The following is a 21,782-nucleotide window of genomic DNA, read 5'->3' as shown; positions in this document are numbered from 1 at the left end:
TTAGCCCTCCTTGGCAGGCGTTGGCGCGGATTGGCCGCTGTCTTTCAGGGCCTTGGTGACTTCCGGCGGCATGTATTTTTCATCGTGCTTGGCCAGCACTTCATCGGCCACCACCACGCCGTCGGCGTTGAGCTTGCCCAGGGCGACGATGCCCTGGCCTTCGCGGAACAGGTCCGGGAGGATGCCACGGTAGGTGATGGTCACGGCTTTGTTGAAGTCGGTGACCACGAAGGTCACGTCGAGGGAATCGGCAGAGCGCTTCAGCGAGCCCTTCTCCACCATGCCGCCGGCGCGAATCCGCGTGTCCAGCGGCGCTTCGCCGTTGGCGATCTGGGTCGGGGTGTAGAACAGGTTGATGTTCTGTTGCAAGGCGCTCAAGGCCAGGCCCACGGCAATGCCGACGCCCACCAGGATGGCAAGGATGATCAACAGACGCTTTCTACGCAGCGGATTCACTTTTCGGTCTCCCGGCGCAGACGACGCGCCTCTTGTTGCAGGTAACGCTTGCGGGCCAGGATCGGCGCGGCGACGTTGAGGGCCAGCACCGCCAGGCAGAGGCCATAGGCGGTCCAGACGTACAGGCCGTGATGGCCCATGGCGAGAAACTCGCTGAAAGAAGCAAAACTCATCCACGCGCTCCCAGGCTGCTTTGCACTTCGGCCTTGACCCAACTGGTGCGGGCTTCACGCTTGAGCACTTCGAGGCGCATGCGCAGCAGCAGTACCGCGCCGAAGAAGCAGTAGAACCCCAGCACCATCAACAGCAACGGCGCCCACATTTCCACGGGCATCGCCGGTTTTTCGGTGAGGGTGAAGGTGGCGCCCTGGTGCAGGGTGTTCCACCACTCCACCGAGTATTTGATGATCGGGATATTGATCACGCCGACAATCGCCAGCACCGCACAGGCCTTGGCGGCGCTGTCACGATTGCTGATCGCGTTGCCCAGGGCAATCAGACCGAAGTACAGGAACAGCAGGATCAACATGGACGTTAGTCGCGCATCCCACACCCACCACGACCCCCAGGTGGGCTTGCCCCAGATCGCGCCGGTGACCAGCGCCACGGCGGTCATCCAGGCGCCGATGGGCGCGGCGCATTGCAGGGCCACGTCGGCGAGTTTCATCTTCCACACCAGGCCGACGACGCCGCATACCGCCAGCATCACGTAGCAGGACTGGGCCAGCATCGCGGCGGGAACGTGGATATAGATGATGCGAAAGCTATTGCCTTGCTGGTAGTCCGGCGGCGCAAAGGCCAGGCCCCAGACCAGGCCAATGCCGATCAGCAACACGGCGGCGACGCTCAACCACGGCAACAGCTTGCCGCTGATGCCATAGAACCATTTGGGCGAGCCAAGCTTGTGAAACCAGGTCCAGTTCATTGCTGTTTCCATCACGGTTGCTTTTCGTCGTTGCGAAAAGCTTAGGGTCTTTACTGACTAAACGTATAACGCTGGGTCAGACCTCATTATTCGCCGACGCTGATCTTCAGGCCGGCTGCTATAGCAAAGGGTGTCAGGGTTACCGCCAGGGCGGTCAGGCTGCCAAGCCACAAGAGGTAACCGGTCGCCGGCATACCCATGAGCGCAGCTTGCAAGGCACCGCTGCCCAGGATCAACACCGGGATATACAAAGGCAGAATCAACAGGGCCAGCAACAGGCCGCCCCGCTTCAAACCCACGGTCAACGCCGCGCCTACCGCGCCCAACAGGCTGAGCACCGGCGTACCGAGCAACAGGCTCAGTAGCAGGATCGGCAGGCATTCGGTGGGCAACCCGAGCATCATCGCCAGCAGCGGCGAAAGCAAGACTAGCGCGAGGCCGGAAAAAGCCCAGTGTGCCAGTACCTTGGCCAGTACCAGAAGTGGCAGGGGGTGCGGCGAAAGGACCCACTGTTCCAGGGAACCGTCCTCGAAATCACTGCGAAACAGCCCGTCCAGCGAGAGCAGGACCGATAAAAGCGCGGCCACCCACACCAGTCCCGGAGACAAGGTTTGCAACAGTTTAGTCTCGGGGCCGACCGCTAACGGGAACAGCGCGATGACAATCGCAAAGAACACCAGCGGGTTGGCCAACTCGGCCGGGCGACGGCAGAGCAGCCGCGCTTCGCGGGCCACCAACAGGGCGAAGACGCTCATAGCGACCACCGCCCCAGGTCCAAGTCACGATAACCGGCGGGCACGCGATTGAGGGTGTGATGAGTGGTGAGAACGACCAGACCGCCCTGCTCGCAATGTTGGGCCAGGTGCTCTTCCAACTGGGCGACGCCTTGTTTATCTAGGGCAGTGAAGGGTTCGTCGAGGATCCACAGCGGCGGGCCGGGCAGATACAAGCGCGCCAGGGCCACGCGGCGCTGTTGGCCGGCGGACAAGATGTGGCACGGAACGTCTTCAAACCCCTTGAGGCCGACAGCGGTCAGGGCCTGCCAGATGGCCTCGCGGGGAGCCGGATGATGCAGGGCGCTGAGCCAGCTGAGGTTTTCTTCAGCGGTGAGCACGTCCTTGATACCGGCGGCGTGGCCGATCCACACCAGGTTGCGGGCAAGTTCGCTGCGTTGTTCGTTGAGGGGCTTGCCGTTGAGTCGCACTTCGCCTGCCGTCGGCTGCATCAACCCGGCCAGCAGGCGCAGCAAACTGGTCTTGCCGCTGCCGTTGGGGCCGCTGATCTGCACCATGTCGCCGCCCGTCAGCCGCAGTTCGAGGTGCTCGAACAGCAGGCGCAGGTCGCGTTCACAGGCAAGCGCTACGGCTTCAAGAAGAGGGCTGGTCAAAAGATCGCGGGCCTTTACGGTTCAAGTCGGCGGTGCAGCGGCCGTTAAAGAGAAATGCACAATAACGGCTTTGGCGACCGATTTTAGAGAGCTGGATCAAATAGTTGTGAGGTTTTTACCGCTCTCTTTGCAGACGGGCGGCATTATACATGTGATGCCCTACTCTAAAGAGGGCAATTTCCCCAGAGACGACGCGCGCGATGACCGGTGAGATCAACCTTCCTACGCTTCCACCCGCCCCTGCAGCCGGGCCTGGCCCTGCGCCCGCAGCCGGTGAGTTGCTGAAACTGCTGGAGCCGCAGATCGGCCTGATCGACCCCGGGAAAACCGCGAATGCCGAAGTCATCGCTCTGAAACAAGGCGGTGAAGCCTTCCAGTTGCTGCTCAAGTTGACCCTCGAAGGCGGCCGCCAGACCCTGGTGCAGGCCAGCAGCCCGCAGCCGCTGCCACTGGGCAGCAATGTGGCGGTGAGCCAGACGACTGCGGGCAACCTGACCCTCAGCCTGCAGCAGGCCTTGAGCGCCAATGTCGCCGCCCTCACCCGCATTGACACCAACCAGATGCCGGTGGGCACGCTGTTGCAGGCCAAGGTACTGACCTCCCAGATGTTGCCCCAGGGCACAGCGCAGCCGGCGATCTATCGCTCGTTGGTCACCGTGCTCAACAACGCCCTCGCAGGCGCGACCCTGACCGTGGAAAGCCCTCAGCCCCTGCGCGTCGGCAGCCTGCTCAGCGCCGTGGTGCAGAACGCGCAGACATTGAGCTTTGTGCCGTTGAGCGGACTCAAGGATCAACTGGCCGTCAGCCAGCAACTGTGGACCCAGCAAAGTCGCCAGGGTTCGCTCGATGCGGTCTTCACTGCCCTGCAGAACCTGCCACGCGGCGACAGCACCTCCGCCGACCTGCGTGCTGCCGCCGACCGCCTGTTGGCTGCCTTGCCGGACCAGGCGCAAGTCAGCAACCCCAAGGTACTGGCGCAAGTCATCCAGAACAGCGGCGCGTTCCTTGAGGCCAAGCTGCTCGCCGGGCAGAACCCGCAAATTCCGCCGTTGGATATGAAGGGCGCGTTGCTGCGCCTGGTCGCGGACTTGCTGCCCGCCCTGCCGGCCAGCACCAACACCAACATGACCGCGATCCTCGCCGCCAACACACTGGCCCAGGTGCTGCCCAACTTCGTGCGCAGCCCACTGAACACGCTTGGCCAGGTCAGCGCCCGGCAACTACCCGCCGGCTTCCCGCTGCCCGAACGGCTGATGGCAAAACTGGAAGGTGAAGGCGACCTGGAAAACCTGCTGCGCCTGGCCGCCGGGGCGATCTCCCGATTGCAGAGCCATCAACTGTCGAGCCTGGAACAGACCGGCACTACCGCCGACGGCCGTTTGCAAACCACCTGGCAGTTGGAAATCCCCATGCGCACCTTGCAGGACATCGTGCAGTTGCAGGTCAAGTTCCAGCGCGAGGAACCGGCGCCGGACAAGGACCAGCCCGAACGCAAAGACAAGAAGGACGCCAAGCAGATGCTCTGGCGCGTCGAACTGGCCTTCGACATGGAGCCGCTCGGGCCATTGCAGGTCCAGGCGCAGCTGAGCCAGGGCAAACTGTCCAGCCAGCTGTGGGCCTCGCGCCCATTCACCGCCAGCCTGATCGAGAGCCACCTGGGCACCTTGCGCGAACGCCTGGTGACCTCGGGCATCAACGTCGGTGACCTCGATTGCCACCTCGGCACGCCACCGCGCGGGCCGAAAACCGGACTGGAGCAACGCTGGGTGGATGAAACCGCATGAAGAACCCGACACCGCCGCGCCAGGCGATTGCCCTCAAGTACGACGGCCAGCAGGCGCCGACGCTGACGGCCAAGGGGGACGATGCCCTGGCCGAAGCCATCCTTAAGTTGGCGCGTGAAAATGAAGTGCCGATCTATGAGAACGCCGAGCTGGTGAAACTGCTGGCACGGATGGAGTTGGGGGACAGTATTCCCGAGGAGCTGTACCGCACGATTGCCGAGATCATTGCGTTTGCGTGGACGTTGAAGGGCAAGTTCCCGGTGGGATATGACCCGGACTCCGCGCCGGTGGAGCGGGATGTGACCGAGCGCGGTGACGATTACTGAGGCATATGAAGATCCAATGTGGGAGGGGGCTTGCCCCCGATAGCAGAGTGTCAGTCACACTTAAGTTGACTGATACACCGCCATCGGGGGCAAGCCCCCTCCCACATTTAGAGTGGGGTTAGTTCAGAACTTCGCTCAAAGGAATGAAATTGACCCGGTCCCCGACATCCAGCGTCGTCCCTTCCAACACCTCCACAAACCCCTCCGCCCACGCGGCACTGCGCAGCACGCCGGAGCTCTGATTGCGGTAGATGATCGCCTTGCCCTGCTCGATGCGCCCGCGCAGGTATTCGCGGCGGTTGCCCGGCTTGGGCCAGGTGAACCCCACCGGCACTTCAAAGCGCAGCGGCTCGACATCCTGCACCCCTTGGCGGCGCAGCAGATAAGGTCGGGCCAGCAGCGCAAAAGTCACCAACGTCGACGCCGGGTTGCCTGGCAGGCCGATCACCGGCACGCCACGAAAATGCCCGAAGGTCAGCGGTTTGCCCGGCTTGATCGCCAATTTCCACAGGGCCAGTTCGCCCTCTTCACGCAGGGCGATGCCGAGGAAGTCCGCCTCGCCCACCGACACACCGCCGGTCGACAGGATCAGGTCGACACTGCCCAGGTCGCCCAGGCGCGTGCGGGTTTGCTCAAGGTTGTCGGGCAGGATGCCCGCGTCGATCACTTCGCAGCCCATGCGCGCCAGCCATGAGCACAACACACGCCGGTTGCTGTTGTAGATCTGGCCCGGCCCCAAGGGCAAACCTGGCTCGATCAACTCATCGCCGGTGGACAATACCGCGACGCGCGGGCGACGGATAACCTCCAACTGGTCACGCCCGAGGGACGCAGCCAGACCCAATTCAATCGGGCCCAGGCGCGTGCCGGCCGACAGCACCAACTCGCCAACCGTGGTTTCCTGGCCCTGGGGGCGGATGTTCTGGTCGAGGTGCAGCGGCTCGGTGAAGCTCACGCGTTCATCGGCATGAACCACAGCGTTTTCCTGCATTTCCACGCAGTCGGCGCCTTCAGGCACCGGTGCTCCGGTAAAGATGCGGGCGCAGGTGCCGGCGGCCAGGGGTTGTGGCGCCTGGCCTGCGAAAATGCGCTGGCTGACCACCAACGGCTCGCCGGTCCAGTCCGCTAGGCGCACGGCATAGCCGTCCATGGCACTGTTCGGCCAGGGTGGCAGGTCGAGGGTGGAGACCAGGTCCTGGGCCAATACACGCCCGTCGCAATCAGCCAGGGGCAAGGTTTGCTGCTCACGGATCGGTGCGGCTTCGGCCATGGCCAGCAGTTGCGCCAAGGCGTCTTCCACCGGCATCAGGGCGCCGGTCTTGCCGGGCTTACCCACGGGATTCACAAGGTTCGGCCTGTTTCAGGTGCGGGACGAAATTGCACGGGCGGTGGCGGTTGTCCAGTTGCTCGGCAAGGATGCCGTCCCAGCCGGTACGCACCGCATTGGTGGAGCCCGGCAGGCAGCACACCAGGGTGCCATTGGCCAGGCCGGCCAGGGCGCGGGATTGCACGGTGGAGGTGCCGATGTCGGCCACGGAGATCTGGCGAAACAGTTCGCCAAAGCCGTCGACCTGCTTGTCCAGCAGGCAGCTCACGGCTTCAGGCGTGCTGTCACGGCCGGTGAAGCCAGTGCCGCCGGTGATCAACACCACTTGCACCACGTCTTCGGCGATCCAGTGGGCGACCTGGGCGCGGATCTTGTAGAGGTCGTCCTTGAGCAGCACGCGCTCGGCCAGGCTGTGGCCGGCGGCGGTGAGGCGGTCGACGAAGACCTGGCCGGAGGTATCAGTGTCGAGGGTGCGGGTGTCGCTGACGGTCAATACAGCGATGTTCAGGGGTACGAAGGGCGCATCTGCCTTGGCTTTCATGGCACGGTCCGGTTGTCGAAGGAACAGCCCGATGTTATATCACAGGCCCCCCTTTTGCTGCCGCTGCGGAACCGTCATGCCTATCGATTCATCGCCCCTGCCCTATTCGGTCTTGCTGCTATCCGGTGGGCGTGGCCAGCGCATGGGCGGCCAGGACAAAGGCCTGCTGGAATGGCATGGCCAGCCCCTGATCGCCCATTTGCAGCGCCTGGTGCGGCCATTGACGGATGACTTGATCATCTCGTGTAACCGCAACTCGCAGCACTACGCCGCCTATGCCGACCAATTGGTCAACGACGACAGCCCGGACTTTCCCGGCCCACTTGCCGGTATCCGTGCAGGACTCGCCACCGCGCGCCACACGCACCTGCTGATATTGCCGTGTGATGTACCGCATATCGACGCCCGACTGATCAACGACCTGCGTGAGACATCACATCGCAACCCACTGTTGCCGGTGATGGTGCGCCATGGTGAGTTCTGGGAGCCGTTGATCTGCATCCTCCCCACCGCCCTGCGGGACGTGGTGGAGAGCGCCTGGCACGCCGGTGAGCGCAGCCCGCGCAAGCTCTTCCTGCAAATGGGCGGCATGGGCCTTGAGTGCCCGGCGGATGACCCGCGCCTGGCCAACCTTAATACGCCGGAGCTGTTACAGACGCGCTCGGGCGTGTCAGAATGACCCTCGCACCCGGAACTTTGTCGACGCCGTGAGCGTCACAAGGTCAGCAATTTAAAAGTATTCTCTCGGAGACAAACTCATGACTCAACGGACCATCGCCGCTCTCATGCTTGCACTGGGCCTCGCCACCCTCGCCGGTTGCGCCTCGCCGACAGTGATCACCCTGAATGACGGTCGCGAAATCCAGGCCGTCGACACCCCTAAATTCGACAAGGACTCGGGCTTCTACGAGTTCGAACAGTTGGACGGCAAGCAGACCCGTATCAACAAAGACCAGGTCCGCACCGTCAAAGACCTGTAATGAGCGGGCTTGCCCCGCGCTGGGTGGCGAAGCCGCCCTGAACGGGACGCCGCGCAGTATCAGAAAGCCCCAGCTATACGGTTAACCCAAGGCCCGCCTCGCGCGGGCCTTGTAGTTTCCGGGGGTTACCAGTCGAGGGTGATGCGGCTGCGGAAACTGCGTTCTGCACCGCTGACCGGGTCGATAAACCGTACGCCCTGGGCCAGCAGTTTCAGCGGGTTGGCGTAGTCGTCCACCGCGTCCTTGATCACGTCCGGGTAGAACGGATCGTTGCAGATACTCGCGCCGAGTGCGGTCATGTGCACGCGCAACTGGTGCTTCTTGCCGGTGACGGGAAACAGGCCATAGCGCCATAGATCGCCGTTCTTTTCACGCACTTCCACCGCCGTTTCGGTGTTACTCGCGCCAGGCCCCTCCTGCATGCGAAAGAACGGCTCGCCATCGACCAGGCGGCTTTTATGCACCAGGGGGAACGTCAAGTTCGGCAGGGCCGGAGCGATGGCTTCGTAGAACTTATCGATCTGGCGTGTGGGAAACAATTGCTGATATGCCGAGCGGCTCGCAGGGTTGGCGGAGAACAGCACCAGCCCCGCCGTGTGCCGGTCGATGCGGTGCAGGGGCACCAGCGATGGGTTATCCAACTGGCGAATCAAGCGCCGCAGCAGGGTTTGCTCGACGTATTCACCGGCGGGGGTCACGGGCAGAAAGTGCGGTTTGTCGGCGACCACCAGGTGTTCGTCGGCGTACAGGATGGTTTCCTGCACCGGGATGACTTTCTCGTTCGGCACTTCGCGGAAGTAATAGATGCACAGGCCTTCCTTGTAGGCCAGGTCCAGGCGGATCGGGCTGCCGTTGATGTCCAGTACCCGGCCACGTGCGATGCGGTCGAGCCACTGTTCGCGGCCGATCGCCGGGAAGTGCTCGCACAGGCAATCGAGCACCATCGCCCAAGGGCCGGGCGGCAAATACAGGGTGCTGGCTTGGTGCTCGGAGGCGATAAAAACGGAAGTGGACATGAAATGCTCAAAACCTGGGAAAACCGGCGGGCATTATCCCGCACGGAGCGGGATTGAGCCTAGGGCGGATTCAGGCCTTGGCCAACTCCGCCCGCAGGATCGGCGAGGCACTCGCGGCCTCGGTGAATTCCTTGAGCCAGCGCAGCACGTCCACGGCTTCCCAGCGGCCTGGATCGTACAACGCGTACAACAAGCCCTGGTAACCCACCACATCCAGCTGCTTGTGGTAACCGGCGCGCTGGAACAGCGCCTCGATCTCGGCAAAGCAGGTATTGAAATGCACTTTGTTGAACGGCGTCTTGCCTTCCGTGACCAGGCCATCGAGGCGCAGCTCGTTCACCGCGTCGCGCACGACATCGGCGGACATGCGATTGACGCTGCTTTTCAGTTGTTCGACATTCACCACGGGCGTTCCCTCTATTCAATCGCTGTACAAACATACAGTAACGTAATATTTGGAAACCTGCCATCGCATAAACTCAACGAAGGAAGGCCACGACCTGTTGTGAGTCAAATGGCCAATCCAGTTCCGCCCCGGTGTCCACCCGGCGAAGTACCGGAATCCGCAGGCCGTAGGCTTCGGTCAGGTCGTCGGGGTCGGCAATATCCACCAGCTCCACCAGCAACCCGTGTTCGACGAGCGGCATGATTTCGGCTTCGGCGACTTCACACAGATGGCAACCCAGGGTGCCGAACAGCTGGCATTCAGGAAGCATGACGAATGGACCTGATCAGAAAGTAGGCCAACATTCTAAGCCAAACACCGCCCACTGTAGGAGCGAGCTTGCTCGCGAAGAACGAATAGGCAACGCGGGTTACCTGATAGCACTGCGTCATCGTTAACGTTTTTCGCGAGCAAGCTCGCTTCTACAGGAAACCCATTGCACGTAAAACCCTGACCCAGGTCACCATGGCCTATAACTGTTTCAGCGATTCTCGCGGCTTTTTGCCTGCCCCTTGCAACGGAGATGCGTGTGTTTGCCAACCTGCTGATCATTCTGGCCTCATCCCTGGTGGTGATTGCGCTGTTTCGCCGGCTGCAACTGCCGCCGGTGCTGGGCTACTTGTGCGTCGGCCTGGCCGTAGGACCTACCGCGCTGGACTGGGTGAATGACAGCGAAGAGCTGCCCGACCTCGCCGAACTGGGCGTGGTGTTCTTGCTGTTCTCGCTGGGCCTGGAATTTTCCCTGACCAAGATGCTCGCCCTGCGCCGCGTGGTGTTCGGCCTGGGCAGTCTGCAGGTGCTGGGCTGCGGGGCACTGCTGGGCATCTTGTTGATGATCCTGGGGGTGGCGCCGGGTATCGCGTTGTTGCTGGGCGCAGGGCTGGCGCTGTCATCCACGGCCATCGTCAGCAAGGAGTTGACCAGCCTCGGCGAAATCTTCAGCAGCCACGGCCAGAACGCGATCGGCGTGTTGCTGTTCCAGGATGTGGTGGCGGTGCTGTTGCTGACCCTGGTACCGGTGTTTGCCGGCACCGGCGAACAGGCCTGGTACTGGGCGCTGCCACTGACCCTGGGCAAGACCGTGGTGTTGTTTGTCGGCCTGTTGCTGGCCAGTCGCTGGTTGTTGCCGCGCTTGTTCCATGAAGTCGCAGCCTCCCATTCGGCGGAGCTGTTCGTACTGCTGGCATTGGTGATTGTGCTGCTGACGGCCTGGCTCACGCACCTGCTGGGGCTCTCCCCTGCCCTCGGCGCGTTCCTGGCCGGAATGTTGTTGGGAGAAAGCCACTACCGCCATCAGATCGAGGCAGATATCCGCCCGTTTCGCGACATTCTGCTGGGGCTGTTTTTCGTCAGCATCGGCATGCTCATCGACCTGCAACTGTTCGTCAGCCACAGTCTGTTGATCCTCGCCCTGACCCTCACCCTGATGCTGGTCAAAGGCTGCGTGGTCGCCGCGCTGGTCAAGCTGCGCGGCAGCGACAGCGAAACCGCCTGGCGCAGCGGCCTGGCACTGGCCCAGGGCGGCGAGTTCTGCTTTGCGTTGATGGCACAGATGCAGCAGAGCCGACTGATCCCGGATGAATTCAACGGCTTGCTGCTCGCCGCCACCTTCTGCTCGATGCTGCTGACACCCCTGCTGCTGCGTGCCGCGCCGGGCATTGCCTTGCGCCTGCACCGCAAGCCCAACCAGCAAGTGCAACTGGAAGCGATCACCGCGCTCAACGCCGAGCTGCACGGCCACGCGGTGATCTGCGGCTATGGTCGCGTCGGCCAATCCATCGGGCGCTTTCTGCGCAAGGAACAACAGGCGTTCATCGCTCTGGATGACGACCCGGAACGGGTACAGGAAGCCGCCACCGAAGACAGCAGCGTGCACTACGGTGATTGCCGGCGTGGCGCATTGCTCAGTGCGGTCGGCCTGGAGCGCGCACGGTTGGTGGTGATTGCCGTGGACAACACCGATGTCGCGCTGGTGGTGTTGAAGGAAGCACGCCGGATCAACACCGAAGTGCCGATCCTGGTACGCACCCGCGACGACAGCCAACTGACTGAGCTGAAGGCCGCAGGCGCCAGCGAAGTGGTGCCCGAACTATTGGAGTCAAGCCTGATGCTTGCCTCCCACGCCCTGATTCTATTGGGCCTGCCGGACCAACACGTGCAGGCGCGGGTCGATGAAGTACGACAGAACCGCTACCGCCTGCTGCACGGTTTTTATCGCCAGGCAGACGAGCCGATCAATCCTGACTGACCGCGCCGATTTTATGGATCGACAGGTCCGCGCCGTAATACTCCTCTTCCTGGCTCAGACGCAGCCCGTAAACGCGCTTGATCACGCCGTACACCAGCAGGCCGCCGGCCAGCGCGACCAACACGCCAAGGGCGGTGCCGATCAACTGGCTGACCAGGCTGACACCGCCCAGGCCACCCAGCGCCGTCTGGCCGAAGATGCCACAGGCAATGCCGCCCCACACGCCGCACAGGCCATGCAACGGCCACACGCCCAGCACGTCGTCGATCTTCCAGCGATCCTGGGCGGCGATAAAAAACCATACGAACACACCACCGGCGACGGCCCCTGTGACCAGTGCGCCCACCGGGTGCATCAAGTCGGAACCCGCACAAATGGCCACCAGCCCGGCCAGCGGGCCGTTATGCAGGAAACCCGGGTCGTTGCGGCCAATGATCAAGGCCGCGACGGTGCCGCCAACCATGGCCATCAGCGAGTTGACCGCCACCAGACCACTGACGCCATTCAACGTTTGCGCACTCATCACGTTAAAGCCAAACCAGCCGACAATCAGGATCCACGACCCCAATGCCAGGAACGGAATGCTCGACGGCGCGAACGCCACAAGGCGCCCTTCGCGATAGCGCCCGTTGCGCGGGCCAAGCAGCAACACCGCCGCCAGCGCCAGCCAGCCGCCCATGGCGTGCACCACCACCGAGCCGGCAAAGTCATGGAAGCTGGCGCCAAAGGTCGCGAGCAGCCAGGCCTGCAGACCGAAATTGCCGTTCCACACCATGCCTTCGAAAAACGGGTAGATAAACGCCACGATCAACGCCGTCGCGCAGAGTTGCGGCGCAAACCGTGCCCGCTCGGCAATGCCCCCGGAAATGATCGCCGGGATCGCCGCCGCGAAGGTCAGCAGGAAGAAGAACTTCACCAGGCCGTAGCCATGGTCGGCGCTGATCACCGCCGCCGGTTGCATGAAGCTCACCCCGTAGGAGATCCAATAGCCTATAAAGAAATAGGCCAGTGTGGAGATGGCGAAGTCGCTGAGGATCTTCGACAAGGCGTTGACCTGGTTCTTCTGGCGCACCGTGCCGACTTCGAGGAACGCGAAGCCGGCGTGCATGGCCAGGACCATGACCGCGCCGATCAGGATAAACAGGGTGTTGGAGCTGTGGATCAGGGTGTCCACCGCGCTTTGCACATTTTCCATGGAGGTTGGCAGGCCTGCAGTAAAGGCAAAAAGCACCAAAGCGGTTCAAACCTGGGTTGCACGCACTAAATTGGCACCGCCGGTCCCACCCCTCTTCAGAGGGCATGAACCGATTTAGCGCAGCGATCAACACAACAGGCCGTTGCCGACAGGGTTTTTCCGCGAGTTTGAGTTATTTAGGGTAAGGTTTTTCAAGGCTTCCTGCCCGACCGCCCGGATTCAGCGCAGGCACCAAGGCCTGCGCACCAAGGCAAAGCAAAAGCTGTACCACACAATTGCACTGAACCTTCACCGACGCCGGTGACTCGAAACCACTAGTACAAAACAGCCCATCACGGAGATACCCATGGCCAGAAGAACTGCAAAGACTGCTCAAGAAATACTGATGGCGGATTTTCAAACCCTGGTCAGCGACACCGAAAAGTTGCTGGATGACACCAAGGTGTTGGCAGGTGACCAGGCCGATGAGCTGCGCAGCAAGATCCACGAAAGCCTGCTCAAGGCCCGCGAAACCCTGCAACTGACCGAAGACTCGCTGCGCGAACGCGGCCAGGCGGCGGTCACTGCGACTGAAGATTACGTTCAAGCCAACCCTTGGCAGTCGGTGGGCATTGCCGCCGGCGTGGGCTTTCTGATCGGCCTGCTGGCCACAAGGCGCTAAATCATGTCTATCGGCGAAACTGGCTCGTCCACGGGCACTACCTCAAGGCGTCTGGGCGCGGCCGTGCTGGGCTTGCTGCACAGCCACGTCGAATTGTTTGGCATCGAATTGCAGGAACAGAAGGCCCGCACCGTCAGCCTGCTGCTGTTTGCCGGCCTGGCGCTGGTGTTTGCACTGCTGTTGCTGGTGGGGCTGTCGACGCTGGTGATGATCCTGGTGTGGGACACCGGCTACCGCCTGACCGGGATCATCTGCCTCTGCGTGTTCTACAGCCTGGCCGCAGCCTTTTGCGGAGTGCGCTTGAAAGCGGCGGTGTTCGATGAATCCACGCCGTTCCACGCCACCCTCGAAGAACTGGCCAATGATCGGGAGCGTTTGCTGCCATGAGCCTGACTGAAATGCCAAAAAACACGTCACGGCGGGAAATGCGCAAGGCGTTGATCCGCCTGCGCATGGAAATGCACCGGCAGGAAATCCGCCACGAGTCCCAGCAATTGATGCTGCCGTTGAACAAGGTGCGCCACCTGGGCAGTAACTGGCAAGACAGCCTGGGCATCAAGCACGCGCCGCTGTGGGGCGTGGCTGCGGTGACGCTGATGGGCTTTTTTACCGGCAAAGGCGCCAAGGGCGGGGGGATCAGCAGCCTGACACGCCTGGTGCGTCTCGGTGCCGGCTTGATCCCGCTGATCAAATTGGCCATGCAGGGCACTTCGCGCAAACGTTGAGCCTGGCTGGCTGCATTCTTGCTAACAGAATCGGCCCGACCCTCGTTTTCGAGGGCCGGGCCTTTTTTCAGCCACCTCGCTTAAGGAGGCCCCGTGATCGACGGGCAACCGCTCGCCTGCTTCCAGCCGTTTATCGATACCGCCACCGGCCGCATCGCCGGCGTCGAGGCCCTCGGCCGACTGCGCCAGGCCGACGGGCGCCTGCAATCGGTGGGACCGCTGTTCGCCGACCCGCGCACCCCGGGCGTGACCTTGCGCCGTCTCGACAGGCAGATTCGCGACAATGCCCTGAGCCGCTTGCATGAAGCGCCCGCCGACTGGTTCCTGAGCCTGAACATCTCGCCGCGCTGGATCAACCGCCTGCGTCCGGGCCAAGCCCTGCCGAGCCTGAAACAGATTCATAGCCACGGTGTCGACCCGCAGCGGATCGTGTTCGAGATCACCGAACTGGGTGGCGACATCCAACGCCTCGCCGACGTGGTAGCACGTTATCGCCAGGCGGGTGCGCGCATAGCCATCGATGACTTCGGCGCTGGCTATTCCCAGCTCGACCGGGTGCTGGCGCTGCAACCGGACATTCTCAAGCTGGACATGCGCCTGTTCCAGGAAGCCGCCCGCGGTGGGCCGAGCAGCGAAGTGGTGCGGGCGCTGGCACAGATGGCCGAGAAAACCGGCTGCTGGATCATTGCCGAAGGCGTGGAAACCGAAGCACAGTTGAGCTTCGCCCTGGAGTGCGGCTCGCGGTATGTGCAGGGCTATCTGTTTGCCCAGGCACAGTTGGACTGGTTTGCCGCCGACGCCTTCGTGCCACGCTTTGCCCAGTTGCGCACAGCCTACGTTCAGCAAAAACTGGCGGAACGCGGGCGCATCATGCAATTGCGCCAGCAATTGGGCGAGCTGATGAAAATCCTGCAAACCTGGGCTCAGGCACAAGCGCCGCTGAGCCAGTTGCCCCAACTGCCGGCTTTCCCCTGGCTGCTGCGCTTCTACCAATGCGACCGACACGGCACTCAGCTGACGCCCAACTTCGAATGGCGCCAGGACGCCTGGCAGGCCGACAGCCTTTATCTGGGCCACAACTGGTCGTGGCGCCCGTACTTCTACCACCTGTTGGCCGAAGGGTGGGACGAGCGCCGTCTGACCCTCTCCTCGACCTACCGCGACGCGACCACCAACCAGTATTGCCTCACCGCCGGACAATTCTTTGATAACGGTCAGCGTTTGCTGTTAATCGATATCGACGCGGCCGGGCTGTAGATTTTCGCTTGCCCAGCCCGCGCTGAACCGGGAAGCTGGGAGGGTCATTCACCGCACGGAGAGTACCCGCCTTGGATTGGCCCACCCTGCTGACTCGCGAACGTCTAGGTAAACCGCTGCACAGCCCGGAAGAACTGGGCCGTAGCCCGTTTCACAAAGACCATGACCGTATTATCTTCTCCGGCGCATTTCGCCGCCTGGGACGCAAGACCCAAGTGCACCCGGTCTCCAGCAACGACCACATCCACACGCGCCTGACCCACTCCCTGGAAGTCAGCTGCGTGGGCCGCTCCCTCGGCATGCGCGTCGGCGAAACCCTGCGCAGCGCCCTGCCCGACTGGTGCGACCCGAGCGACCTGGGCATGGTCGTCCAATCCGCCTGCCTGGCCCATGACATCGGCAACCCGCCATTCGGGCACTCCGGCGAAGACGCCATCCGCCATTGGTTCCAGCAGGCCGCAGGACGCGGCTGGCTGGATGACATGAGCAGCGCCGAGCGTAATGACTTCCTCAACTTCGAAGGCAACGCCCAAGGCTTCCGCGTGCTCACCCAGTTGGAGTATCACCAGTTCGACGGCGGCACGCGGTTGACCTACGCCACCCTGGGCACTTACCTGAAGTACCCTTGGACCGCCCGCCACGCCGACTCCCTGGGCTACAAGAAACACAAGTTCGGCTGTTACCAGAGCGAACTGCCGATCCTCGAACAGATCGCCCACAAGCTCGGCCTGCCGCAACTCGAAGAACAGCGCTGGGCCCGGCATCCGCTGGTGTACCTGATGGAGGCAGCAGATGACATCTGCTACGCCTTGATCGACCTGGAAGATGGCCTGGAAATGGAGTTGCTGGAGTACACCGAAGTCGAATCGCTGCTGCTCGACCTGGTAGGCGATGACCTGCCGCAGACCTATCGCCAACTCGGCGCGCAGGACTCCCGGCGGCGCAAGTTGGCGATCCTGCGGGGCAAGGCTATCGAACATCTGACCAACGCCGCCGCGCGGGCCTTTGTCGAACAACAGGATGCCTTGCTCGCCGGCACCCTGCCCGGCGACCTGGTTGAACACATGCATGGCCCGGCCAAACGCTGCGTGCTGGATGCCAAGGACATGGCGCGCAAGAAGATCTTCCAGGACAAGCGCAAGACCCTGCATGAAATCGGCGCCTACACCACCTTGGAAATTCTGCTGAATGCCTTTTGCGGTGCAGCCCTGGAGCAGCATGGCGGGCGTACGCCGTCGTTCAAGAATCGGCGCATTCTCGACCTGCTGGGTAACAACGCGCCGAACCCTCAATGGCCTCTGCACGCCTCGTTCCTGCGCATGATCGACTTCATCGCCGGCATGACCGACAGCTACGCCACCGAAATGGCTCGGGAAATGACCGGGCGCTCCAGCCCCCAATAACAAATACGACCAAGCTGCCTGTTGCCTGAAAGGAATCGACCTACGACGGTAACAGAGCGGCCTGATCGAATTCGCACACGTACCCGATGAATAATCACGCACGCTCCGGGCGACCCAGGCGAACTGTTCCTACGCGCCCTCCATCGACGCTTGACTCACCGTGTGCCCCCCAATGCCCAGTTATCCGCTTCGTATCCTGCTGGTGGAGGATCATCCCTTTCAACTCCTTGCAACCCAGTGCCTGCTCAGAAGCTTCGGCTTCCCATGGGTGACCCCTGCCGAAAGCGCCGAACAGGCAATCTGTTTGATGTCGCAGGCCGAGGTGCCCTTCGACATCATCCTGTGCGACCAATGCCTGCCCGATTTGCCGGGGCTCGAACTGATTGAAATTGCCAGTCGCCGACGCTTTACCACAACCGCCATCCTTCTGAGCGGACTGCCCCCGACAGAACTCGCCACCCTGATAGCCCAAGCGGTAGACCGTGGCCTGCCATTGCTCGGCTACTTGTCAAAGCCGCTGAACAAAGATGAGCTGGCTCTTTTGGTCTGCCCATTATTTCGGTTACATATGTAGGATTTTAAACGTCAGTCCCCAAGAAAAAGCACTGCGCCGGGCCAGTTAATTCCATAGCGGCGACATTTAATTCATTCACCTCCAAAGCGCTGACACATCACTTCGCACAGCCTGAGCAACTGGTAGGCTTTTACCTTTTTTAATGTAGGAATTTTCCTGTTTTATATCTACACCCCCCTGCGCTCATGCTCCCGACTCCGCTTCTGAGCTAATGTGCCCGCTTTATTTGCACTTGCACGGAATGTGATCATGAACTCAGTTTTTATTATCGATGACCACCCGGTTATACGGCTTGCCATCCGAATGTTGTTGGAACACGAAGGTTACAAAGTGGTGGGAGAAACGGACAACGGATGCGATGCCATACAAATGGTCCGCGAATGCCTGCCTGACCTCATCATCCTCGATATCAGCATCCCCAAGCTCGACGGGCTCGAGGTGCTCTGCCGGTTCAACGCCATGAACACGCACATGAAAACCCTGATCCTGACGGCCCAGTCCCCCACCTTGTTCGCCACACGCTGCATGCGCTCGGGCGCCGACGGCTACGTGTGCAAGGAAGGCGACCTGAGCGAATTGCTGAGCGCCATCCGTGCGGTGTTGTCCGGCTACAACTACTTCCCCAGCCAGGCACTGAACAGCAGCGGTGCAGACGGCTGCGACTCCCAGGAACTTGAACTGTTCAAGAACGTCAACGACCGCGAACTTATGGTGTTGCAACTTTTTGCACAAGGCCGCACCAACAAGGAAATTGCAAAAGGTATGTTTCTGAGCAACAAAACAGTAAGCACTTACAAAAAGAGGCTGATGCAAAAACTTCAAGCCAAATCCTTGGTAGAACTTATCGAGATGGCAAAACGAAACGCGCTAGTGTGAGAAAGCGGATGCCCAGGCGTATAAAGGACTATCTGATTATATTGAGTGCCGGTTTGTGCTTCAGCACCGCCGTGCTCGCGAACCATCAAACGGGCCCGGAACATTTCACCTTGTTGAGCCGAGCAGGCTCCGTTCAACTGGAAACCAACCTTAACAAGACCCAACGCCAGTGGCTGCAAAACAAGCGCGAACTGGTACTGGGCACTGCGGCCCCTGACTATCCTCCGTTCGATCTCACGTCCAGCGGTCGGGACTACGAAGGGCTTACCGCTGATTACGCCGGCCTGTTGGCCAAGGCGCTGGCCTTGCCAGTGAAAGTATTGCGCTACCCTTCCCGTGAGGCGGCCATCCGTGCGCTTGAAATCGGGGACATCGATTTACTGGGCTCCTCCAACGGCTTCGAGGCGGCGAACCCGAACCTCACGCTGTCCGAACCCTACGCCGTCGACCAACCAGTGCTGGTCACACGCGAAGGTGAAACCCGCAGCCTGAACGATGGCCTGGCTGGCATGCGCCTGGCCCTGGTCTACCATTACCTGCCCCTGGACGAGGTGGAAAAGCTGTACCCCCAGGCAATCATCCGCGCCTACCCCTCTTATCAAAATGCCTTGAATGCAGTGGCGTTCGACCAGGCAGACGTGTTCCTCGGCGATACCATTTCCACCCATTACATGATCAACAAGGGCTACCTGAAGAACATCCGCATGGCCAACTTCGGTAAACACGAAGCCTACGGGTTCAGCTTCGCCATGCCCCAGCATCAGCGCACCCTCCTGAGTATTGTTGACGCAGTCCTGACCACCGTGCCCATGAACGAACGGGAAATGATCGCCAAGCGCTGGAGTGCCGGCAGCGACATCTTGCTGTCCGACCAGAAGCTGCAACTGACCCAACGCGAAGAGCGCTGGTTGAAAGACCATCCGGTAGTCAAGGTGGTCGTGAATGAAACCTTCGCACCCCTGACCTTTTTCGATGCCGATGGCAACTTCCGCGGCATCACCGCCGACCTGCTGGAGTTGGTCCGCCTGCGCACCGGGTTGCGCTTCGAGATCCAGCGCGAACGCGACGTCAACGCAATGATCGAGCAGGTGGACACCGGCAAGGCCGATATCATCGGGGCCATCGTGCCCAGCGCCGAGCGGGAGGCGCAACTGAACTTCAGCCGGCCCTACCTGGAAAACTCCTACGTCCTGCTGACACGCAAAGAACCCGATGCGCCCTCGAACCTGGAGCAGATGGCCGGCAAACGCTTGGCAATCACGCCGGGCAACCCTCTGGAGACTATCCTTCGTCGCGACTTTCCCCAGGTCCAACTGGTAAAAGCGAGCGACACCTTCAAGGCTTCGGAACTGTTGGCCCAGGGACACGTGGAAGGCGCGGTGAACTCCCTGGTGGTCGCCAACTACTTCCTATCGTCCCAGGTGTTCCAGGACAAGTTGCAGATGAGTACGAGCATCGGCACCTTCCCGGCCATGTTCGCCCTGGCCACATCGCGCAGTGCCACCGAACTCAGCTCGATTCTCGACAAGGCCTTGCTGAGCATCGCCCCGGATGAACTGGGGGTGATCAACAGCCGCTGGCGGGGCTACACCGCCGCCTCCGACAGCTACTGGCGCGACTACCACCAACTGATAGCCCGTATCATCATCGGCACCGGGCTGCTACTGCTGATCTCCCTGGCCTGGAACGCCTACATGCGTCGTCAGATCAAGCACCGCAAGATGGCCGAGCGCGCCCTCAACGATCAGTTCGAATTCATGCGCGCGCTGGTCAATGAAACCCCGCACCCCATCTATGTGCGTGATCGTAAAGGCCTGCTGCAGACATGCAACGACAGCTACCTGCAAGTGTTTGAGGTCAAGCGCGAGGATGTGATCGGCAAAAGCGCCCTGCAGATGAGCGAAGCCCTGGAGACGGACGCGGAGCAGTACCATGCCGACTACCAGCGGGTAATGGCCGAAGGCAACCCGCTGGTCCTGGACCGTACCCTGCATATTCGCGGGAAAAAACTGACGATCTATCACTGGATCCTGCCTTACCGCGACTCTACCGGGGAGGTGCAAGGGATCATCGGTGGCTGGATTGACATCAGCGAGCGCCGCCAATTGTTCGATGAGATCCGCGCAGCCAAGGAACGTGCCGACGAAGCCAATCGGGCCAAGAGTACGTTCCTCGCAACCATGAGCCATGAAATACGCACGCCGATGAATGCGGTGATCGGTATGCTGGAGCTGACCCTCAAACGCGCCGACCATGGCCATCTTGATCGCCCGGCCATCGAAGTCGCCTACAACTCGGCCAAGGACCTGCTGGAGCTGATCGGCGATATCCTGGACATCGCACGTATCGAGTCCGGCCGCCTGAGCCTGGCACCGGAACGGGTCAACCTGCGTGAGGTGATCGAGTCGGTGGTGCGTGTCTTCGACGGCCTGGCACGCCAGAAAACCCTCAGCCTGTCCCTTGAGTTCAAACCCGACCAGGACGACACCGAAGTCTTGATCGACCCGCTGCGCTTCAAGCAGGTACTGTCCAACCTGATCAGCAATGCCATCAAGTTCACCGAGCGTGGCCAGGTAAAAATCCGCGTCGAAGTATTGCCCACCGAACTGGCACAACAGGTCGAGATAAAGCTGGTGGTGGAGGATACCGGGATAGGCATTAGCCGGGATGACCAGAAACGCCTGTTCGAACCCTTTGCCCAGGCCGACAATTCCGGGCAGCTTGCCAGGAGCGGTGCGGGTCTGGGGCTGGTGATCTGCCGCAGCCTGTGCGCAATGATGGGTGGAGAACTGAGCCTGAGCAGTGTGCCCATGGTGGGCACCCAGGTGCATGTCAACCTGCGAATGCCGCGACTGCAGCCGGAAGAGGCAGCCGATGAACAGAAACCCGAGAAGCCCGCAACCACGCCGGTACTCAATGTGTTGGTGGTGGACGACCATCCCGCCAACCGCTTGCTGATGTGCCAGCAACTGGGCTACCTGGGCCACCAGTTCACGGCAGCCCAGAATGGCGCCGCCGGTTTCCAGGCTTGGCGTAAGGAACGCTTCGACCTGGTCATCGCCGACTGCAATATGCCCATCATGAATGGCTACGAGTTGAGCCGTTCGATCCGCGAATACGAGCAGCGCGAGCAATTGGCACCCTGCGTGGTACTTGGGTTTACCGCCAATGCACAGCCTGAAGAGAAACAACGCTGCGCTCAGGCCGGCATGAACGACTGCCTGTTCAAACCCATCAGTCTCACGACCCTGGAACGGCAACTGGCGCAGATAGCATCTCAAACCGTCAACCTGCACCTGGACCTTGGCAACTTCGAGGCACTGACCGGCGGCGATCCACAATTGAGCTGGCGCCTTTTGGAAGAGCTGTTGAGCAGCAGTCGACATGATCGCCAGGCACTGATTGCGCTGATAACCGCGCACGCCCCACTCCAGGAAATCATTGAGCAGGCCCACAAGATCAAGGGTGCCGCCCGTATTGTTCAGGCGGCCTCATTGGCCGGGCAGTGCGAAACCCTCGAACAGGCGTGTGCCCGTGGCGATGACTGGACGTTAATCGAGGCGGGTGCGAAAACCCTGGAAAAGTTCATGCTGGAACTGGAGAGGTTGCTGCAAGTGCAGCTCCATAGCCCGGAGGGTCAGTAAGGGGCATTGCTG

At 61.4% G+C, this 21,782-nt stretch carries 24 protein-coding genes; 13 read left to right on the top strand and 11 right to left on the bottom strand.

Features of this window, described 5'->3' with window-relative positions:
• From ccmE to ccmA, 5 genes are all read right to left on the bottom strand, one after another.
• Entirely contained in the window at positions 1 to 456 is a 456-nt protein-coding gene (gene ccmE / locus BLR69_RS30295; protein ID WP_071496271.1) for a cytochrome c maturation protein CcmE, read from the bottom strand.
• Entirely contained in the window at positions 453 to 629 is a 177-nt protein-coding gene (gene ccmD, locus BLR69_RS30290; RefSeq protein ID WP_058427930.1) for a heme exporter protein CcmD, read from the bottom strand. The genes ccmE and ccmD overlap by 4 nt, the downstream gene beginning before the upstream one ends.
• Positions 626 to 1,381: a heme ABC transporter permease gene (locus BLR69_RS30285; protein ID WP_058427931.1), complete on the bottom strand. Its 756-nt coding sequence runs from the start codon at positions 1,379 to 1,381 to the stop codon at positions 626 to 628. Before BLR69_RS30285 ends, ccmD begins: the two co-directional genes overlap by 4 nt.
• A gap of 86 nt (positions 1,382 to 1,467) precedes the next feature.
• Positions 1,468 to 2,136 (bottom strand): heme exporter protein CcmB, encoded by a 669-nt coding sequence (gene ccmB / locus BLR69_RS30280; protein WP_058427932.1) that lies wholly within the window; start codon positions 2,134 to 2,136, stop codon positions 1,468 to 1,470.
• A complete protein-coding gene (ccmA, locus tag BLR69_RS30275; RefSeq protein ID WP_071496272.1) occupies positions 2,133 to 2,768 on the bottom strand; it encodes a cytochrome c biogenesis heme-transporting ATPase CcmA in 636 nt (211 codons plus the stop codon). The genes ccmB and ccmA overlap by 4 nt, the downstream gene beginning before the upstream one ends.
• A 200-nt stretch (positions 2,769 to 2,968) precedes the next feature.
• Here ccmA and fliK point away from each other — a divergent pair, with 200 nt between their 5' ends.
• Both fliK and BLR69_RS30265 read left to right on the top strand, forming a co-directional pair.
• The gene (fliK, locus tag BLR69_RS30270) at positions 2,969 to 4,552 is read left to right on the top strand and encodes a flagellar hook-length control protein FliK (RefSeq protein ID WP_071496273.1); all 1,584 of its coding nucleotides are present in this window, start codon (positions 2,969 to 2,971) and stop codon (positions 4,550 to 4,552) included.
• Positions 4,549 to 4,878 carry an EscU/YscU/HrcU family type III secretion system export apparatus switch protein gene (locus BLR69_RS30265; protein WP_071496274.1) on the top strand — a complete coding sequence of 110 codons (330 nt, stop codon included), beginning with the start codon at positions 4,549 to 4,551 and terminating at the stop codon, positions 4,876 to 4,878. Before fliK ends, BLR69_RS30265 begins: the two co-directional genes overlap by 4 nt.
• A 118-nt stretch (positions 4,879 to 4,996) precedes the next feature.
• Here BLR69_RS30265 and BLR69_RS30260 read toward each other — a convergent pair whose 3' ends face one another.
• Positions 4,997 to 6,223 carry a molybdopterin molybdotransferase MoeA gene (locus BLR69_RS30260; protein ID WP_071496275.1) on the bottom strand — a complete coding sequence of 409 codons (1,227 nt, stop codon included), beginning with the start codon at positions 6,221 to 6,223 and terminating at the stop codon, positions 4,997 to 4,999.
• Positions 6,207 to 6,746 (bottom strand): molybdenum cofactor biosynthesis protein B, encoded by a 540-nt coding sequence (moaB, locus tag BLR69_RS30255; protein ID WP_071496276.1) that lies wholly within the window; start codon positions 6,744 to 6,746, stop codon positions 6,207 to 6,209. Before moaB ends, BLR69_RS30260 begins: the two co-directional genes overlap by 17 nt.
• 76 nt (positions 6,747 to 6,822) lie before the next feature.
• Here moaB and mobA point away from each other — a divergent pair, with 76 nt between their 5' ends.
• Positions 6,823 to 7,425 carry a molybdenum cofactor guanylyltransferase MobA gene (gene mobA, locus BLR69_RS30250; protein WP_071496277.1) on the top strand — a complete coding sequence of 201 codons (603 nt, stop codon included), beginning with the start codon at positions 6,823 to 6,825 and terminating at the stop codon, positions 7,423 to 7,425.
• A 79-nt stretch (positions 7,426 to 7,504) separates the two neighbouring features.
• Positions 7,505 to 7,726 (top strand): YgdI/YgdR family lipoprotein, encoded by a 222-nt coding sequence (locus BLR69_RS30245; RefSeq protein ID WP_016978480.1) that lies wholly within the window; start codon positions 7,505 to 7,507, stop codon positions 7,724 to 7,726.
• 125 nt (positions 7,727 to 7,851) lie between these two features.
• Here BLR69_RS30245 and BLR69_RS30240 read toward each other — a convergent pair whose 3' ends face one another.
• The 3 genes from BLR69_RS30240 to BLR69_RS30230 all read right to left on the bottom strand — a co-directional run bounded on the left by BLR69_RS30240 (position 7,852) and on the right by BLR69_RS30230 (position 9,458).
• Complete coding sequence (locus BLR69_RS30240) at positions 7,852 to 8,742, bottom strand: pseudouridine synthase (protein ID WP_071496278.1); 891 nt, start codon at positions 8,740 to 8,742, stop codon at positions 7,852 to 7,854.
• A gap of 70 nt (positions 8,743 to 8,812) precedes the next feature.
• Positions 8,813 to 9,148 carry a hypothetical protein gene (locus BLR69_RS30235; RefSeq protein WP_010565034.1) on the bottom strand — a complete coding sequence of 112 codons (336 nt, stop codon included), beginning with the start codon at positions 9,146 to 9,148 and terminating at the stop codon, positions 8,813 to 8,815.
• Positions 9,149 to 9,221: 73 nt separating this feature from the next.
• A complete protein-coding gene (locus BLR69_RS30230; protein WP_071496279.1) occupies positions 9,222 to 9,458 on the bottom strand; it encodes a glutaredoxin family protein in 237 nt (78 codons plus the stop codon).
• Between the two features lie 252 nt (positions 9,459 to 9,710).
• Here BLR69_RS30230 and BLR69_RS30225 point away from each other — a divergent pair, with 252 nt between their 5' ends.
• Positions 9,711 to 11,435, top strand: coding sequence for a cation:proton antiporter (locus tag BLR69_RS30225; RefSeq protein ID WP_083365837.1), 1,725 nt, complete (start codon positions 9,711 to 9,713; stop codon positions 11,433 to 11,435).
• Here the strand turns inward: BLR69_RS30225 and BLR69_RS30220 are convergent.
• The gene (locus BLR69_RS30220; protein WP_071496280.1) at positions 11,422 to 12,630 is read right to left on the bottom strand and encodes an ammonium transporter; all 1,209 of its coding nucleotides are present in this window, start codon (positions 12,628 to 12,630) and stop codon (positions 11,422 to 11,424) included. The two genes, BLR69_RS30225 and BLR69_RS30220, sit on opposite strands and share 14 nt — an antisense overlap.
• A gap of 346 nt (positions 12,631 to 12,976) precedes the next feature.
• Here BLR69_RS30220 and BLR69_RS30215 point away from each other — a divergent pair, with 346 nt between their 5' ends.
• The 8 genes from BLR69_RS30215 to BLR69_RS30180 all read left to right on the top strand — a co-directional run bounded on the left by BLR69_RS30215 (position 12,977) and on the right by BLR69_RS30180 (position 21,770).
• A complete protein-coding gene (locus BLR69_RS30215; protein ID WP_010211812.1) occupies positions 12,977 to 13,291 on the top strand; it encodes a DUF883 family protein in 315 nt (104 codons plus the stop codon).
• A 3-nt stretch (positions 13,292 to 13,294) separates the two neighbouring features.
• Positions 13,295 to 13,678 (top strand): phage holin family protein, encoded by a 384-nt coding sequence (locus BLR69_RS30210; RefSeq protein WP_012723020.1) that lies wholly within the window; start codon positions 13,295 to 13,297, stop codon positions 13,676 to 13,678.
• Complete coding sequence (locus BLR69_RS30205; protein ID WP_071496281.1) at positions 13,675 to 14,016, top strand: hypothetical protein; 342 nt, start codon at positions 13,675 to 13,677, stop codon at positions 14,014 to 14,016. The genes BLR69_RS30210 and BLR69_RS30205 overlap by 4 nt, the downstream gene beginning before the upstream one ends.
• A 93-nt stretch (positions 14,017 to 14,109) precedes the next feature.
• Entirely contained in the window at positions 14,110 to 15,273 is a 1,164-nt protein-coding gene (locus BLR69_RS30200) for an EAL domain-containing protein (RefSeq protein ID WP_071496282.1), read from the top strand.
• Positions 15,274 to 15,344: 71 nt separating this feature from the next.
• Positions 15,345 to 16,676, top strand: a complete 1,332-nt coding sequence (locus BLR69_RS30195) for a deoxyguanosinetriphosphate triphosphohydrolase (RefSeq protein ID WP_058427944.1) — start codon at positions 15,345 to 15,347, stop codon at positions 16,674 to 16,676.
• Between the two features lie 172 nt (positions 16,677 to 16,848).
• Positions 16,849 to 17,250: a response regulator gene (locus BLR69_RS30190; RefSeq protein WP_071496283.1), complete on the top strand. Its 402-nt coding sequence runs from the start codon at positions 16,849 to 16,851 to the stop codon at positions 17,248 to 17,250.
• 249 nt (positions 17,251 to 17,499) lie between these two features.
• Complete coding sequence (locus BLR69_RS30185) at positions 17,500 to 18,126, top strand: response regulator transcription factor (RefSeq protein WP_071496284.1); 627 nt, start codon at positions 17,500 to 17,502, stop codon at positions 18,124 to 18,126.
• Positions 18,127 to 18,134: 8 nt separating this feature from the next.
• Positions 18,135 to 21,770 carry a transporter substrate-binding domain-containing protein gene (locus tag BLR69_RS30180; protein WP_071496285.1) on the top strand — a complete coding sequence of 1,212 codons (3,636 nt, stop codon included), beginning with the start codon at positions 18,135 to 18,137 and terminating at the stop codon, positions 21,768 to 21,770.
• The last annotated feature ends 12 nt before the right edge of the window (positions 21,771 to 21,782 follow it).

Source organism: Pseudomonas azotoformans (assembly GCF_900103345.1).
Lineage (GTDB): Bacteria > Pseudomonadota > Gammaproteobacteria > Pseudomonadales > Pseudomonadaceae > Aquipseudomonas > Aquipseudomonas azotoformans.
This window is presented reverse-complemented; position numbering and strand designations above follow the sequence as displayed.